The sequence below is a fragment of the Rathayibacter sp. PhB1 genome, assembly GCF_004362935.1.
Lineage (GTDB): Bacteria > Actinomycetota > Actinomycetes > Actinomycetales > Microbacteriaceae > Rathayibacter > Rathayibacter festucae.
Genome location: NZ_SNYD01000001.1, coordinates 208,249 through 224,915, shown reverse-complemented (window position 1 = coordinate 224,915; position 16,667 = coordinate 208,249). Strand labels below are relative to the sequence as shown.

The window sequence follows — 16,667 nt, the reverse complement described above, 5'->3', positions numbered from 1 at the left end:
GCTGCCGCCCAGCGGGGCGGCGCGCCGATCAGCCCGCGCGGGCGATCGAGCGGGCCGCCAGCAGCCAGACGATTCCCGTCGCGAGGATCGACAGCGCTCCGGCGATCGAGGCGGCGAGCGAGAGGCCGAGCAGCAGCTCCTGCGACGGCGTCGCGGTGACCAGGAGCGGGGCCGACACGGCGTACCCGCCGACCGCGTTGACGGCCACCGCGACGGCGGCGGTCACGATCACCCGCCGCGGGACCGTGTGCGAGCGCGCGAGCGCGACGAGCCCCACCACTCCCGCGGCGAAGGCGAGCACGGCGAGGACCAGCACGAGCGTCGCGGCAGTGATCATCTCCGGTGTCGCGGTCGAGCCGGTCGTGCTCGGCGAGGACCAGTTCACGATCGGCCGCAGCACGATCAGGACCGCGAAGACGATCAGCGCCGTCGCTCCGGTCGGGCCGACCAGCCCGCCCTTCGAGTCGGCACCGCGCGCGAGGACCGAGGCGGCGGCCGCGAGCAGCCCCGCACCGAGGAGGACGACGGCGCGCGCCGCGAGCAGGGAGCCGGAGCCGGTCGGGGCGACGAGGAACACGACGTTCAGCAGTCCGGCGGCCGCGACGAAGAGGCCGGCGAGGCGCAGGGTGGCCGCGCGTCGGGCCGCGGACGGCGCACCGGTGACCGGAGTCGTCATCGGGGTCCCCTTTCCCGTGCTGGACCCTCCACGCTAGCGCGCTCGACTCCTCGCGCATTGTTCTACTAATATTGCGAACATGTTGCTGCGCGTCGACCACTCCTCGCCGCGCTCGCTGGCCGATCAGCTCGAGGCGCAGGTCCGGGCCGCCGTGGCGGCGGGCGAGCTCTCGGCGGGCGACCGCCTGCCGCCGGCGCGCGAGCTGGCCGACTCCCTCGGCATCAACATGCACACCGTGCTGCGCGCCTACGCCGCGCTCCGCGACGACGGGATCCTGCAGATGCGACGGGGCCGCGGCGCGTGGATCGCGGAGTCGGCCGGCCCCGGCCTCGTGCGCGTCACCGCCCTCGTCGAGCAGCTCGCCGCCGAGGCCCGCCGCAGCGGCATCAGCCGCGCCGATGTCATCCGCCTTCTCGAGAGGACCGCACCGTGACCACCACCGGCACCACCACCGACCGCAGCCCGCGCACGCTCGTCGCCGCCGCGTCGCTGCTGCTCCCCGCCGCGGCGATCCTCGTCTCCCGGGCCGTCCTCGGCGATCGGCTTCCGCCCGTGCTCGCCTCGCACTGGTCGAGCACCGGCGCCGCGGACGAGTCGCAGCCGGTCGCGGTCCTCCTCCGGCTGGCACTGCTGCTGGCGGGCATCCCCGCCGTCGCCGGACTCGTCGCCGCGGTGTTCGGCCGCGCCCCGCGCCTCCTGCTCGGCGGACTCGGGCTGGTCGCCGGTCTCGGTGCCGGCGGCTGGGCGACCTCGGTCGGCACGACGCTGGCCGCGGGGTCGGCGGAGGAGGCCGTGCTCGGCGCCTGGCTTCTCGCGCTCCTCGGCGGCGGGCTGTTCGCCGTGGTGCCGGCGCTGATCGCGCCGCCCACCCGGCACGCGCCGCGGGTCGCCGCCGACCGGCTCCCGCTCGGCGCCGAGGAGACCGGCGCCTGGTCGCACACCGTCACCGGCCGGGTGTTCGCCGTCACGGGAGTGGTGCTGCTGCTCATCGCGGCGGCCGCCGTCCCGGGGCTGCTCGCGACGGGCGACACGGGACCGGCGATCGCGATGGCGATCGTGCTCGGGGCGAGCGCCGTCGTGATGCTCGGCTTCACCCGGCTGCGCGTCACGGCCGACCGCCGCGGGCTGCGCGTCGCGTCCCGGGTGCTCGGCATCCCGCTGCGGCGGATCCCGCTGGCGTCGATGGCCTCGGTGACCACCGCGGCGCTTCGCCCGTCGGAGTGGGGCGGCTGGGGCTACCGGATGTCCCCGGGCCGCTCGGCCCTCATCCTCCGCGCCGGCCCGGGGCTCGTGGTGACGACCACCCACGGCAGCGAGTTCGCGATCAGCCTCAGCGACCCGGAGACCCCGGCCGCCCTCCTCGAGACGCTGCGCCGACGCGCCGAGGACCGACGCGCGTAGGGTGCGAGCGCGGCCGGTGGTCGCCGCCGGAGTATTCACGAGGGAGTGGGCATGGACGAGCTGCGCAGCAAGACGGTGACCTGGCACGATCCGATGGCGGGCGCGGCTGCGGCGATGCGGATGAGCGGGCTGGACTACCTGCGGGCGATGAAGGACGGGACGATCCCGCCGCCGCCGATCATCACGCTGATGAACATGGAGCTCGGCGCGGTCGACGAGGGCCGGGTGGAGTTCCGCTGCTCGCCGGACGAATCGCACTACAACCCGATCGGGCGGGTGCACGGCGGCTTCGTCTGCACGGTGCTCGACTCGGCGGCGGGCTGCGCGGTGCAGTCGACGCTGCCGATCGGCGTCGGCTACACCTCGCTCGACCTCACCGTCAGCTACCTCCGCGGGCTGCACCAGGACAGCGGCGAGCTGCTCGCCGTCGGCACGGTCGTGAAGCCGGGCCGCCGCGTGGCGTTCGCGGAGGCGAGGGTGACGGACGCGCAGGGGCGCCTGGTCGCGACGGCCACGTCGACGCTGCTGGTGTTCCCGCTCGGCGAGAGCGCGTGAGCGCGAGGACGGGATCATGCTGGTCGAGTAGCCCCGGAGGGGCGTATCGAGACCCGCCCCTTTCAGCAGGGCGGGTCTGCAGACTCGCCTTCCGACGCCGGTCGATCTCGATACGCCGACTGCGCCGGCTACTCGATCAGCATGAACGCCCCCGCACGCACCCGGTGACCCCTCGCAGGCGCGCCCTCTGCGCGCACGCCGTCATGCTGGTCGAGCAGCCCCGCAGGGGCGTATCGAGACCCGACGTCCTCAGCAGGGCGGGCCTGCAGACTCGCCTTCTGACGCTGGTCGATCTCGATACGCCCGCTCCGCGGGCTACTCGATCAGCATGAACGCCTCCGCAAGCACCTGGTGACCCCTCGCAGGCGCGCCCTCTCGGCGCACACCGTCATGCTGGTCGAGTAGCCCCGCAGGGGCGTATCGAGACCCGACGTCCTCAGCAGGGCGGGCCTGCAGACTCACCTTCCGACGCTGGTCGATCTCGATACGCCCGCTGCGCGGGCTACTCGAACAGCATGCGCCTGGCATGAACGCGGGCCTGCCGCAAGTGGCAACGCGGGTTCCCGCGCTGTGGTCGCATGGAGGCTGGACGCAGCCGCTCGGGCGCCTCCTCGATGCGACAGGACCTGCATGCCCACGACCGCGAGCCGGCCGACGATCTTCGCCCTGCACGGGCTCGGCCTCAGCGGCCGCCTCTTCGATCCGCTCGCCCGCGAGCTCGCCGACGCGGCGGAGGTGGTGGCGATCGATCTGCCCGGCTACGGCGACGCGCGCGACGCCGGCGACACCTCCCTCGACGCGATGACGACCGCGGTGATCCGCACGATCCGGGAGCACGGCGCCTCGCGCTGGCTGTTCGTCGGGCACAGCATGGGCGGCAAGGTCGCCTCGCTGGTGGCCGCGCGCACGCTGTCGGGCCGCTCCGGACTCTTCGGGCTCGCCGGCGTCGTGCTGCTGGCCGGCTCGCCGCTCTCGCCCGAGCCGATGCCCGAGGAGAAGCGGAGCGAGATGCTCGGCTGGGTCGCCGACGGCCCCCTCGACGAGGAGCACGCGCGCACCTTCCTCGAGCAGAACATCGGCGGCGCCCTCCCCGCCGCCGAGGACCGGCAGGCGCTCGCCGATCTGCTCCGCTCCTCCCCCGCCGCCTGGCGCGACTGGCTGGAGACCGGCAGCCGCGAGGACCGCACGGACGTCGCCGATCTGCTCTCCGCCCTGCCCGCGCTGCTGATCGCGGGCGGCGAGGACGGCGACCTCGGCGCCGACGGCCAGCGCGCGACCAACGCCCGCAGCTACCCGCGCGCCCGCCTCCTCGAGCTGCCCGGCGCCGGACACCTGCTGCCGATCGAGCGGCCGGTCGAGGTCGCCGCGGCGATCCGCGCCTTCTGGACCGACGAGGCCGGCACCGGACCGGCCGTGCCCGCCGACGTCGCGGACACGATCCGCTCCAGCCGCACCACCTCCCGGATCCGCGCCCTCTTCGCCGAGCGCCTGCTCGCCGACGACCCGACGTACGCGCCGAAGGCGCTCACTCCCGCCCAGCTGACGACGCTGCGCGCCGTCGCGGACCGGGTGGTCCCGCAGGACAGCGGAGACAGCGCCGCCCCCGGCCGGATCGACCTCGCCGCCCGCGTCGACGCCCAGCTCGCGGCCGGCCGCGGCGACGGCTGGCGCAACGCCGACCTGCCGAGCGACCCCGAGGCCTACCGCCTCGGCCTCGACGCGCTCGCCGGAGTCGACGACCTCTCCCCCGAGGAGCAGGACGCGCGGCTCGAGGCGCTCGGCACCGAGCCGCTCGGCGCGTTCAGCGCGGAGCAGGCGAAGGCCTGGTTCGAGGACTGCCGCAACGACCTGGTCCGGCAGTGGCTCGCGCACCCCGCGAGCCTCGCGCGCATCGGCTTCGACGGCTACGCCACGGGCGGCGACGTCCTCCCGCTCCTGGGCTTCACCGCCCTCGGCGCCGACGCGCACGACACCTGGGAACCTGCGACCCTGCAGCCGAGCACGAGGAACCCCCGATGAACACCACCGGCATGCGCCGCTACTCCCCCGACGAGGTCGTCGACGCCGTCGTGATCGGAACCGGCGCCGGGGGCGCCCCGATCCTGGCGACCCTCGCCGCGCGCGGCCTCCGGGTCGTCGCACTGGAGGCCGGACCGCACTTCGATCCGCTGACCTTCACCGCGGACGAGACCGAGGCGACCGAGATCAACTGGATGGAGGAGCGCCTCAGCGGCGGGAGCACGCCCACCGCCTTCGGCCCGAACAACAGCGGTCGCGGCGTGGGCGGCTCGACCCTGCACTGGGGCGCCTTCACCCCGCGCCCCGACCCGCGCGACCTGCTCCTCCGGACCGAGTCGGGCCTCGGCCGCGACTGGCCCGTGACGCACGCCGAGCTCGTGCCCTACCTGGAGCGGGCGGAGGCGACCATCGGCGTCTCCGGGCCGGCCGACTACCCGTGGGACCCCTCGCGCCGCTACCTGCAGGCGCCGGTGGACCGCAACGCCTCGGCCGAGATGATGCTGCGCGGCTGCGCGGCCCTCGGGATCCGCGCCACCGACGCACCGGCCGCCGTCCTCAGCGCCGGGCGCGACCAGGAGGCGCACGGCGAGCGCGCCTCCTGCCGCAACTGCGGTCAGTGCCACCAGGGCTGCCGCACCGGCGCCAAGGGGAGCATGGACACCTCGTACCTGCCGCTCGCGGTGCGCGACGGCGCCGAGATCCGCGCGGAGTCCTTCGTGCACGGGATCGAGCTCGACGCGGCCGGGAAGGTCAGCGCCGTGCTCTACACCGCGGACGGGGTCGAGCACCGGCAGCGCTGCTCCGCCCTCTTCCTCTGCGCGGGCGGGGTCGAGACGCCGCGGCTTCTGCTGCACACCGGCGTCGCGAACAGCAGCGGGCTGGTCGGCCGCAACTTCCTCGCGCACGGCGCCACCCAGGTCTGGGGCACCTTCGACGAGGAGATGCGGGGCTACCGCGGCTACCCCTCCTCCGTGATCACCGAGGACACCGTGCGCCCGGCCGACGCGGACTTCGCCGGCGGCTACCTGATCCAGAGCCTCGGCACGATGCCGCTCACCCAGGCGACGTCGTTCGTCCGCGGCGGCGGGCTGTGGGGGCCGTCGCTGATGCAGGCGCTCGACGACTACCGCTTCATGGCCGGCGTCGGCATCAATGCGGAGTGCCTGCCCTCGGACGACAACCGGCTCGTGCTGACCGACGAGCTCGACGAGCACGGGGTGCCGAAGGCGCGGATCACCTTCTCGCCGGGCTCGAACGAGGAGTCGATCGACCAGCACGCGATCCGGACGATGACCGCGATCGTCGAGGCGGCGGGGGCGCGCAGCACCCGGGTGATCGCGCGCACGGCGCACACGCTCGGCACCTGCCGGATGGGCACCGACCCGGGCGACGCGGTCGTCGACGGCGACGGCCGCAGCTTCGACGTGCCGAACCTGTTCGTCTGCGACAACTCGGTCTTCCCGAGCGCGGTCATCGCGAACCCGGCGCTGCTGACGGTCGCGCTCGCGCTCCGCACGGCGGACCGCTTCCTCGCGGCGTAGGGGCGTCCTTTCCTCCCGCGAGATGCCACTTGTGCACGCTTTCCTCGGCGTGTCGCGTACTCAAGTGGCATCTCGCGAGGGGGATCGAGGGATTTACACGTCGGAAACTTCTCAGAAATCGCACAGCATCTGAGGGCGCTTGAGTGGGGGGACACCCCTCACCGATGGAGCCCGCATGCCCCTGTCCCGGCCGTCCACCCGCACCTCCCGCCGCGCCCTCGCCCTCGGCGCGGCGCTCGCCGCCACCCTCTCGCTCGTCGCGTGCTCCGGAGCGAGCGACGCCGCCTCGGACTCCGGCGGCGACACGGTCACCGTCACCGTCGGCACCCTCCGAGGCCAGCCGCACTTCTACCAGCCGTTCCTCTACGAGCAGTTCGCCGAGGAGGGCGTCGAGTTCGAGGTGATCACCCTCGACACCACGCCCGCGCTCAGCGACGCGCTGGTCGCCGGGACGATCGACTTCGCGATCTCGGGCGTCACCCCGACGATCGCCTCGATCGCGCAGGACCGGGACCTGAAGATCGTCGCGTCCGCCGCGGACGGCGGCTCGGGCTTCCTCGGCGGCGAGGGCATCTCCTCCGTCGAGGACCTGGCCGGCAAGAAGGTCGGCTACATCCAGGGCAGCGCCCAGGAGGTCGCGCTGCGCTACTACCTCGACCAGGCCGAGATCACCGACGACGACCTCGAGCTGATCACGATCCCGGTACCCGAGATGGCGTCCGCGTTCACCAGCGGCTCGATCGACGCGTTCTTCGGCGTGGAGATCGGCGTCTCGATCGCGGAGGCGGCCGGCGGCACCGAGATCGCCGACCCGTACGCGACGCCGATCGGCCGGGTGAACATCGGCCTGGTCACCACCGGCGCGATGATCGAGGAGCAGCCGGAGGTCGTGCAGAAGGTCGTCGACACCCACGCCGCGACGACCGCCTACATGGCCGAGAGCGTCGACGAGTGGCTGCCGGACATGATCGCCGAATTCGGCGGCGACCAGGAGGTGCTCGAGTCGGCGCTGGAGAACTTCTGGCTCCGCTCCGACCTCAGCGAGGAGTACCAGGGCCAGCTCGGCGCGCTCGCGACGCAGATGCAGGAGCTCGGCTTCATCGACTCCGCGCCCGCGATCGAGGACGTCGTCGACACGACGTTCGCGCCGGCGGCCTGAGCGGTCGGCCGATGACCACCACGACCCGCCCCGCCGAGGCGGCGACCGCCACCGAGCGGCTGTCGACCGTCCGGCGCCGGCGCCGCCCCGGGCGCAGCGGCTGGACGACCTTCCTGCTGGGCCTGCCCGTCCCGATCCTCTTCCTGCTGCTCTGGCAGTTCGGGCGGGCGGGCGAGTGGGAGCTGCCGTTCGGCATCCGGATGGCGTTCCTGCCCTACCCGGGCGACGTGCTGGTCTCGCTGATCGACTACGCCGTCGCGGGCTTGCGGAACGACGCGTTCAGCGGGCTGCTCTGGACCGACCTGGCGGCGAGCGCCGGCCGCGTCTTCGGCGGCTTCGCGCTCGCGACGGTGCTCGCGGTGCCGCTCGGGGTGCTGATGGGCCGGTACTACGCGATCAACTCGCTGTTCGATCCGTTCATCAACCTGTTCCGCCCGGTGCCGGCGACGGCCTGGGTGCCGCTGGTCGCGCTGCTGATCGGCTACGGCGATCAGGCGTCGATCTTCCTGATCACGCTGTCGGCGTTCTTCCCGATCGTGCTCGGCACGATCAGCGGGGCGCGCCAGGTGCCGCCGCGGCTGATCGAGGCGGCGCGGATGCTGGGCACCTCGCGGGCGGGAGTGCTCGTCCGGGTAGTGCTGCCGGCCTCCGCCGCCGCGATCGTGAACGGCATGCGCATCGGCCTCGGCCTCGCCTGGGTCGTGCTGGTGCTCAGCGAGACGACGGGCGTGAGCACGGGCCTCGGCTCGACGATCTTCCTCGCGCGCGACGTGGTGCGCACCGACCTGATCGTGGTCGGGATGATCTGCATCGCGATCGCGGGCTTCGCCTCCGACCGGCTGCTCCTGCTCCTGTTCCGCGTGCTCTTCGGCCGCCGGCCGCTCGTCAAGTGAGGACCCGATGACGCTCTCCGCTGCTGCTCCCGGCCCCGCCGCTCCGGGATCCGCCCCCGCCCGCACCGCGGACGTCCACGTGCTCGATCTGGCGAAGCGCTACGACACCGCCGGCGGCGGCGTGCTCGCCATGGCCGACGTCTCGCTCGACGTCCGCTCGGGCGAGTTCGTCGCCGTGGTCGGCGCGAGCGGCTGCGGCAAGTCGACGCTGCTGCGCATCCTCGCCGGCTTCGAGGAGGCGACCGAGGGCGTCGTCGAGGTCGGCGGCCGCGCCGTCTCGGCGCCGGGCCCCGACCGCGGCGTCGTGTTCCAGGACTACGGGCTCTTCCCGTGGCTGAGCGTGCGCGAGAACGTGGCGTACGGTCCGCGGCGGAAGAAGCTGCCGAAGGCCGCGGCCGCGGAGGTGACCGACCGCTTCATCGAGGCGGTGGGGCTCACCCGCTTCGCCGACCGCTTCCCGGGCGAGCTGTCCGGCGGCATGCAGCAGCGGGTCGCGATCGCGCGGGTGCTGGCGAACGAGCCGTCGCTGCTGCTGATGGACGAGCCGTTCGGTGCGCTCGACGCGCTGACCCGCTCCGATCTGCAGGTGGAGCTGAAGCGGATCCACCGCGAGACGGGCACCACCGTGCTGTTCGTGACGCACTCGATCGAGGAGGCGGTCTACCTCGCCGACCGCGTCGTGGTGATGACCGGCGGCGCCTCGCACGGCGTGCCCGGGCACATCAGCGAGATCGTGACGGTCGACCTGCCCGGCGAGCGCGACGTGACGGCGCCCGAGTTCAACGCGTGCAAGCGCCGCATCTCGGCCCTGGTGCACGCGCCGGCCTGACGCTGTCCCGCGAGATGCCACTTGTGCATGCTTCCCACGGCGTGTCGCGTGCACAAGTGGCATCTCGCGGAGGGGGACGGGGGAGGCTTCGGGGACCGTCTGAAGGAGGAGTCGTCGTGACCAGCACCGATCGCGCAGGCCGGATCGCCAGGAGCGCCCTCGCCGGGGTGCTGCTCGTCAACGCGGTGCCGCACGGTGTCGCGGCGCTGCAGGGGCGGAGGTTCCCCTCGCCGTTCGCCACGCCGCCGGGGCGCGGGCTGTCGTCGCCGCTCGTGAACGCGGGCTGGAGCGCGGCGAATCTCGTCGCCGGGCTGGCCGCCCTGCCACGCCGCAGGTCGAGGCGCGCCGCGATCGTCGGCGCGGGCGCCATGGGCGTCCTCCTCGCCGCCTACTTCGGGAGCCTCGGCCTCGACTGACGTCCTCCTCCCCCGCGAGATGCCACTTGTGCACGCTTTCCACGGCGTGTCGCGTGCACAAGTGGCATCTCGCGGCACCGCGCAATGGGCTCCTCCGCCCGGAACGGCGAGGGTGCGGCCAGCGCAATCGGACGGGAACGCGGGGGTCATCGCGGTGAAACCGGCGGCCGCTTGACTGACGGCATGAGCGCAGCGCACCCCGACTCCCCGATCGTCGTCACCGGCGTCGTCGTCCCCGGCGACCAGCGCGGCCGCCTGCTCGGCTTCCCGACGGCGAACCTCCCGCTGGACGTCGGCGGCCTCTCCGACGGCGTCTACGCCGGCACCGTGATCGACGAGACGGACGGCTCGACGCACCTCGCCGCCGTCTCGGTCGGCCGCCGCACGAGCTTCTACGGCCGCGACGGCGAGCGCCTGCTCGAGGCGCACCTGCTCGACTACGCCGGCGATCTCTACGGGCACGCGATCCGGGTGGAGCTGCACGCCAAGCTCCGGCCGCAGCGCCGCTACCGCGGGGCCGAGGCGCTGGTCGAGCAGCTGCGGCGCGACGTCGCGGCGACCCGGACCTGGGCGCGGGAGCGCGAGTCGGCTCCCCCGCACCGCGGCCGCCGGCTCCCTGTGCGCGCGCGGCGGGTCCTCGACTCCCGCGATCTTCAGCGCCGGCAGGCGGAGCGCGAGTCGCTCCGGCTCGCCGCCCTGGCGCGCTCGGTCGGCGAGCTGCTCGAGAGCGGCGCCGAGCGGGAGGCGACGCACGAGCTGGTCGCCGAGCGCAGCCGGATCCCGGTGGCCTACCTCCGCTGGGCGTACCCGACCACGCAGGACCTCTTGGCCGCCGCCTCCTCGGTCCCGCGCTTGTAACCCAGGTTTAACCCCCGCGTGACGGCCCGTGCGAAAGCCGACCTACGTTGGGAATTCGGGGCACTCCGGCCCCCTGAGGAGGCACGCCGTGGACGACGACTTCGAGCTCGCAGAGGCCCTGGGACGCGCTCGCGAGGGCAGCCAGCGCCGCATCCGCGAGCTCCTGCAGAGCAGCCCGCGCCGGGCGCACGCGCTGCTGCGCGCGAGCATCCGCCGCGGCCTGATCACCGAGAAGGACCTCGTCGAGGAGCACGACCTCGTGATGTCGATGATGATGAGCCGCAACTCCATCCGCAGCGCCCTGCAGCAGCTCGGCTCCGAGGGCCTGATCCGCCGCCGACAGCGGATCGGCACCAACGTCGTCGGCAGCATCTGGGAGCTGCCGCTGCTCTCGCTGCTGCCCACCGGCGGCTGGGCGATGGGCGCCGACTCGGTGCAGCACCCGGGCGGCCTCGAGATGGTCTGCGAGGTGACCGACGTCAGCGAGGTGATCGCGCACCGGCACATCCGCGAGCGCCTCGAGCTCGACGGCGACCGGGTGGTGATGGCCGAGCAGCTGGTCTCGATCGAGGGCGTGCCGGCGGGCATCATCGTCGGCTATCACCCGATCGCCGACGCGACGGGACCGCGCTCGGACCGGGAGGCGCTGGACGAGGCCGTCCGCGTGTTCATCGACACCGTCCGCTCCTCCCCCGGCAACCAGGTCGAGGCCACCGTGGAGGCGGTCAACGCCGACGAGCGCACCGCCCGCATCCTGGGCCTGAAGGAGGGCGCGGCGATCCTCACCCGCGAGACCCTCGTGCGCGACGCCGCCGGGGTGCCGCAGTTCCTCGCCTACGGCCACTACCGCGGCGACCGCGTGGCGCTCTGGGCCGAGGACCCGGAGGTGGCGGCGATGCGCTTCACCGCCGCGCCGTCACCGGCGAATTGACGGCCCTCCTCCGGAGAAGTGCCGGTCAGCCGCCGTTTCCCTCGCGCCGGACCGACGCGCAATGCAGTGTTGACGGTGACGACGCCGTGCCGAAATACCGGCCCGCTGTACTGAGGTCGACCCCGTGATCACCCCTCCCGGAAAGGAGACCGCATGCTCCGCTTCGTCTCGCGCCGCCTCGTGCAGGGCCTCGTCACGGTCTTCGGAGTCGTGACGGTCGCCTTCTTCCTCGTCCGCCTCTCCGGGAACCCGGCCGCGCTGCTGCTGGGCCCGGAGGCGTCCCAGGCGGACGTCGCGCGGCTCTCGGCCTCGCTCGGCTTCGACCAGCCGCTGCTGTTCCAGTACACCGGCTTCCTCGCCGGCGCCCTCACCGGCGATTTCGGCGACTCGCTGCGCCAGGGCACGCCCTCGCTCGAGCTGGTCCTGCAGCGCCTCCCCGCGACGCTCCAGCTCGCACTGACCAGCTTCGTGCTGGGGCTCGTGCTCGCCTTCGTCGTGGTGCTGATCCTGCAACTGTCCGACTCGTCGCGGCTGCGCAACGCGGTGCTCTGGTTCGCCAGCGCCCGCCAGGCGATCCCGTCCTTCTGGTTCGGCATCCTGCTGGTGATGGTGTTCGCGGTGAGCCTCGGGCTGCTGCCGGCGCTCGGCAACAACTCGCCGCTGTCGATCGTCCTGCCCGCGGTGACCATCGCGACCCTCGAGCTCGCGCTCTACATCCGCCTGCTCGACACCGGCTTCGCCGAGCAGTACCGGATGGACTACGTCCGCACCGCCTACGCCAAGGGCCAGCGGCGCAGCGTCGTGATCCTCCGGCACATGCTGCCCAACGCGCTGCTGCCCGTGATCACCGTCGCCGGGCTCAACCTCGGCGCGCTGCTGGGCGGCACGGTCGTCGTGGAGCTGGTCTTCAACTGGCCGGGCGTCGGGCAGCTGCTGATGCAGTCGATCTCGAACCGCGACTACACCGTGGTGCAGTCGGCGATCCTCGTCATCGCGCTCTTCTTCGTGGTCGTCAACGTCCTCGTCGATCTCGTCTACGCCGCCCTCGACCCGAGAGTGAGACTCCAGTGAGCCCCGCCCCCGCCAGCAGGCCCGACACGAGGCCCGTCACGACCCCCGCGACCACCGTCACGCCGACCCAGATCCTCGCGATCCAGCGGGTGCGCCGGCTGTTCCGGCGGCCGCAGCCCGGCACCGGCGGCCGCGCACCGCTCAGCGCCTCGTTCTTCGTCGCGACCGGACTGGTCGTGATCGTGGTGCTGACCATCGTGCTGGTGCCGCTGCTGCCGTTCTTCGACCCGGACACGCAGGATCTGCGCGCCCGCTTCCTCCTGCCGCTCGCCGATCCGGCGCACCTGCTGGGCACCGATGCGCTGGGCCGCGACATGCTCTCCCGCCTGGCCGTCGCCGGTCGCGTCTCGCTCTCGATCGCGGTGCCGGCCGTGGCGCTCAACCTGCTGATCGGGGTGACGCTCGGGCTGATCGCGGGCTACTTCGGCGGGAGGCTCGACAACGTCATCTCGGCGCTCTCGGACATCCAGCTCGCCATCCCGATCATGCTGCTGCTGATCGCGATCGTCTCGGCGATCGGCCCGAGCGTGCTGACGCTGATCGTGGTGATCGGCGTCGCCAACTGGGTCGGCTACGCCCGCGTCGCCCGCGCCACGGCCTGGTCGCTGCGCGAGCGCGAGTTCATCTGGGCTCCGAAGACCCACGGCGCGACGCACGGCTGGATCCTGCGCAAGCACCTCGTGCCGAACGTGATCCCGGCCCTCGCGGTGCTGGTGCCGTTCGACCTCGGCGTGATCGTGCTGCTGGAGGCGGCGCTGTCGTTCCTGGGCCTGGGCATCCAGGCGCCCACCCCGAGCTGGGGCGGGATGATCGAGGAGGGCCAGACCTACCTCCGCGACAGCCCGATGATCACGATCCTCCCCGGCCTGATGCTCTTCATGCTCGTGGCCGGGCTCCAGTTCATGAGCCAGCGCCTCACCGGCGTCCAGTCGCAGAAGGCGGAGTAGACCATGACCAGCACCCTCCCCGGCGCCCCCGTCCTCAGCGTCCGCGACCTCGTGATCGAGGCCGGCCCGAAGGAGGCCCCCGTCCGCCTGGTCGACGGCATCGGCTTCGACGTGCTGCCCGGCGAGGTGGTCGCGATCGTCGGCGAGTCCGGCTCGGGCAAGTCGATGACGATGCTCTCGACCATGGGCCTGCTGCCCCGGGGCGTCCGGGTCGCCGGCGGCGAGATCCTGCTCGGCGGCGTCGACCTGCGCTCGATCGACCAGGCGGCGCTGCGCTCGATCCGCGGACGCTCACTGTCGATGATCTTCCAGGACCCGATGACCTCGCTGAACCCGGTGATGCGGATCGGCACGCAGATCGCCGAGATGATCACACTGCACGAGAAGGGCCTGACCCGCGCGCAGGTCCGCGACAAGGCGCTCCGCCTGCTCGAGCTGGTCCACCTGCCCGACCCGGAGCGCCGGCTGCGCGCCTACCCTCACGAGCTCTCGGGCGGCCAGCGCCAGCGGGTGATGATCGCGATGGCGATCGCCCACGAGCCGGGGATGCTGATCGCCGACGAGCCGACGACGGCGCTCGACGTGACCGTGCAGGCGCAGGTGATGAGCGTGCTGCAGGAGGTGCGCGAGCGGCTGAGCTCCTCGCTCGTCCTGGTCACCCACGACCTCGGCCTGGTCGCCGAGAACGCCGACCGGGTGCTGGTGATGCACCAGGGCCGGATCGTGGAGAGCGGCACGACCCTCGACGTCTTCCGCGACCCGCAGGACGACTACACCAAGCGGCTGCTCGCGAGCATCCTGCCGGTCACCGGCCGCGAGGCGCGCGCCGTCGAGCCGGTCGTGCACGCCGTGGAGCACCCGCACGCCGAGGCAGTCGTCGAGGTGTCGGACGTCCGCGTGCACTTCCCGCAGCGCGGCGCCTGGGGCCGCTCGGCCGAGCCGTTCCGCGCGGTCGACGGCGTCTCCTTCCGCCTCGAGGCGGGCCGCACGCTCGGGCTGGTCGGCGAGTCCGGCTGCGGGAAGTCGACCCTCGTGCGCACGATCCTGGGCATGCAGAAGCCGACCTCCGGCTCGGTCTCCTACCGCGGCACCGTCGTCTCCGAGCTGAGCGACCGGGCCCGCCGACCGCTGCGGGCCTCGATCCAGGCCGTCTTCCAGGATCCGTACTCGTCGCTGGATCCGCGGCTGACCGTGCACGAGATCGTCGCCGAGCCGCTGCGGATCAACCGGGTCTACTCGGCCGCCCGCGTCGCCGAGGTGCTCGAGCAGGTGGGGCTGACCCGCGAATCGGCGTCGCGGCGGCCGGCCGACTTCTCCGGCGGCCAGCGCCAGCGGGTGGGCATCGCCCGCGCCCTGGCGCTCAAGCCCGACGTGCTCGTGCTCGACGAGCCGACCTCGGCGCTCGACGTCTCGATCCAGGCGCAGGTGATGGCGCTGCTCACGGAGCTGCAGTCCGAGCTCGGGCTGGCCTACCTCTTCGTCTCGCACGACCTGTCGGTCGTCCGGGCGCTCGCGGACGACGTCGCGGTGATGCACCGCGGCCTGCTCGTCGAGACCGGGCCGACCGCCGCGGTCTTCGACGATCCGCAGCACGCCTACACCCGCTCGCTGCTCGCGTCCGCCCCCGTGCCCGACCCGACCCGCCGACGGCGCTCCCTGCCCGCCGCCGCCTGACGCACCAGCCAGCACCGAAGAACCGTCCGCACCGCCGCACTGCGCGTCTGCGCTCCCGCAGGACCGCAGCCCTCCGACGAAAGGCACTCCCCCATGCCCCGAAGCACCCGGTCCGCACTCCTCCGGCCCCGCAGCGCCCGCCGCCGGCTCGCCGCCGCCGCGGCCCCCGCCGCCGCGCTCGCCCTGCTGCTCAGCGCCTGCAGCGGCCCGGCCTCCTCGAGCGACGCCGGCGCGGCGAAGGACTCGATCGTCGTGGCCCAGCCCAGCGACCTCGCGAACGCCGACCCCGTGATCGACAACGGCCTCTACTCGACGAACATCTTCCACGCCGTCTACGACCAGCTCACCAGCGTCGACGGCGAGGGCGCCCTCCAGCCGCGCCTCGCGACGGAGTGGACCGCGAGCGAGGACGCGAAGACCTGGACGTTCACCCTCCGCGACGACGCGACCTTCAGCGACGGCACCCCGGTCACCGCCGAGGACGTGCGCTTCAGCTTCCAGGCGGTCATCGACGCCCCGGATTCGCTGAACAAGATCTACACGAACAACATCGCGAGCATGACGGTGGTCGACGACACCCACCTCACCTTCGAGCTGACCGCCGGCGACGCCGCCTTCACCCGCCGGGTCTACTACATCTCGATCGTGCCGGAGGAGTACTACACCTCGGTCGGCTCGGCCGGCTTCGCCGAGGCGCCGATCGGCTCCGGCCCGTACACCTTCGAGAGCTGGACTCCGGGCGTCTCGACCGTGCTCGCCGCGAACCCTGACTACTGGGGCGGCGAGCCGGCGATCGCGAACGTCACCGTCGAGCCGATCGCCGACGCCGACGCGCGGCTGAACGGCCTGCTCTCCGGCGACATCGACCTCACCGCGATCACCCCGGCGCAGGTCGCCTCGGTCGAGGGCTCGGGCTACACCGTGGCCGAGGGCCAGTCGAACCAGCTCGTCTACGTCGGCTTCAACGAGACCTCCGGCGGGCCGCTCGCGGACGCCGATCTGCGCAGCGCCATCAGCCTCGCGATCGACCGCGAGACGATCATCGAGACGATCCACGACGGCTACGCGACGGTCGCGAACGCGTCCTCCGTCGCTCCGAACGTCAACGGCTTCGACGCCGAGCTGCCCGATCTCGCCTACGACCCGGAGGCGGCGGAGGAGCTCGTCGCGTCCTCCGGCTACGACGGCAGCGCGATCACCTTCCAGTACCCGACCGGCGGCAACGTGCCCAACTCGGCCGAGGTCGCGCAGGCCCTCGCCTCGCAGCTCGCGGAGGTGGGCATCACGGTCGAGCTGGAGGGCGTGGAGTACTCCTCCTACGTGCTGCTGACCTCGTCGAAGTCGCACCCGGGGATGTACATCACCCAGTTCTCGCCGTCGATGATGGACGCCTCCACCACGCTGAACTACCTCTACGGCCCGACCGGCTACGCGATCTTCTCCGACCCGGACGTCGACGCGCTGATCGTCGAGGCCAACGCGACGGTCGACGTCGACGCCCGCAACGCCGTCATCGCCGAGATCTGGGCGCTGAACGCCGAGCGGACCCACCTCGCCAACATCGACTACACCGTCGGCACCTACGGGGTCGCCCCCGGCCTGGACTGGACCCCGCGCGCCGACGGCCACGTCGACTGGCGCGAGGCGAGCTGGCAGTAGGCCTCGGCCGATCCGAGAGACGAGCAGAGAAGAGGAGC

16 protein-coding genes are annotated in these 16,667 nt (G+C 72.9%); 15 read left to right on the top strand and 1 reads right to left on the bottom strand.

Going from position 1 to position 16,667, the window contains the following annotated elements; all coding sequences use genetic code 11:
* Positions 1-28 precede the first annotated feature (28 nt).
* Positions 29-676, bottom strand: coding sequence for a hypothetical protein (locus EDF17_RS01030; protein ID WP_123444770.1), 648 nt, complete (start codon positions 674-676; stop codon positions 29-31).
* Positions 677-755: 79 nt separating this feature from the next.
* Between EDF17_RS01030 and EDF17_RS01025 the strand changes: the two genes are divergently transcribed.
* The 15 genes from EDF17_RS01025 (at position 756) to EDF17_RS00950 (ending at position 16,629) form a co-directional block, all read left to right on the top strand.
* The gene (locus tag EDF17_RS01025; protein WP_123444769.1) at positions 756-1,109 is read left to right on the top strand and encodes a GntR family transcriptional regulator; all 354 of its coding nucleotides are present in this window, start codon (positions 756-758) and stop codon (positions 1,107-1,109) included.
* Entirely contained in the window at positions 1,106-2,077 is a 972-nt protein-coding gene (locus EDF17_RS01020; protein ID WP_123444768.1) for a hypothetical protein, read from the top strand. The genes EDF17_RS01025 and EDF17_RS01020 overlap by 4 nt, the downstream gene beginning before the upstream one ends.
* A gap of 51 nt (positions 2,078-2,128) precedes the next feature.
* The gene (locus EDF17_RS01015) at positions 2,129-2,632 is read left to right on the top strand and encodes a PaaI family thioesterase (protein WP_123444767.1); all 504 of its coding nucleotides are present in this window, start codon (positions 2,129-2,131) and stop codon (positions 2,630-2,632) included.
* 630 nt (positions 2,633-3,262) lie between these two features.
* Positions 3,263-4,651 carry an alpha/beta hydrolase gene (locus EDF17_RS01010; protein WP_123444766.1) on the top strand — a complete coding sequence of 463 codons (1,389 nt, stop codon included), beginning with the start codon at positions 3,263-3,265 and terminating at the stop codon, positions 4,649-4,651.
* Complete coding sequence (locus tag EDF17_RS01005; protein ID WP_123444765.1) at positions 4,648-6,192, top strand: GMC family oxidoreductase; 1,545 nt, start codon at positions 4,648-4,650, stop codon at positions 6,190-6,192. Before EDF17_RS01010 ends, EDF17_RS01005 begins: the two co-directional genes overlap by 4 nt.
* Positions 6,193-6,367: 175 nt before the next feature.
* Entirely contained in the window at positions 6,368-7,351 is a 984-nt protein-coding gene (locus tag EDF17_RS01000) for an NrtA/SsuA/CpmA family ABC transporter substrate-binding protein (RefSeq protein ID WP_123444764.1), read from the top strand.
* An 11-nt stretch (positions 7,352-7,362) separates the two neighbouring features.
* Positions 7,363-8,244, top strand: a complete 882-nt coding sequence (locus EDF17_RS00995) for an ABC transporter permease (RefSeq protein ID WP_123444763.1) — start codon at positions 7,363-7,365, stop codon at positions 8,242-8,244.
* A 7-nt stretch (positions 8,245-8,251) separates the two neighbouring features.
* Positions 8,252-9,073, top strand: coding sequence for an ABC transporter ATP-binding protein (locus EDF17_RS00990; RefSeq protein ID WP_123444762.1), 822 nt, complete (start codon positions 8,252-8,254; stop codon positions 9,071-9,073).
* Positions 9,074-9,189: 116 nt separating this feature from the next.
* Positions 9,190-9,489: a hypothetical protein gene (locus tag EDF17_RS00985; protein WP_208110558.1), complete on the top strand. Its 300-nt coding sequence runs from the start codon at positions 9,190-9,192 to the stop codon at positions 9,487-9,489.
* Between the two features lie 183 nt (positions 9,490-9,672).
* Positions 9,673-10,347, top strand: a complete 675-nt coding sequence (locus EDF17_RS00980; protein ID WP_208110557.1) for a riboflavin kinase — start codon at positions 9,673-9,675, stop codon at positions 10,345-10,347.
* An 88-nt stretch (positions 10,348-10,435) separates the two neighbouring features.
* Positions 10,436-11,278: a GntR family transcriptional regulator gene (locus EDF17_RS00975; RefSeq protein WP_159423585.1), complete on the top strand. Its 843-nt coding sequence runs from the start codon at positions 10,436-10,438 to the stop codon at positions 11,276-11,278.
* A 153-nt stretch (positions 11,279-11,431) separates the two neighbouring features.
* The gene (locus EDF17_RS00970; RefSeq protein ID WP_123444759.1) at positions 11,432-12,349 is read left to right on the top strand and encodes an ABC transporter permease; all 918 of its coding nucleotides are present in this window, start codon (positions 11,432-11,434) and stop codon (positions 12,347-12,349) included.
* Entirely contained in the window at positions 12,346-13,296 is a 951-nt protein-coding gene (locus EDF17_RS00960; protein WP_166649570.1) for an ABC transporter permease, read from the top strand. The genes EDF17_RS00970 and EDF17_RS00960 overlap by 4 nt, the downstream gene beginning before the upstream one ends.
* Before the next feature lie 3 nt (positions 13,297-13,299).
* Positions 13,300-14,970: an ABC transporter ATP-binding protein gene (locus tag EDF17_RS00955; protein WP_123444756.1), complete on the top strand. Its 1,671-nt coding sequence runs from the start codon at positions 13,300-13,302 to the stop codon at positions 14,968-14,970.
* 93 nt (positions 14,971-15,063) lie between these two features.
* Entirely contained in the window at positions 15,064-16,629 is a 1,566-nt protein-coding gene (locus EDF17_RS00950; protein ID WP_123444755.1) for an ABC transporter substrate-binding protein, read from the top strand.
* Positions 16,630-16,667: the final 38 nt, after the last annotated feature.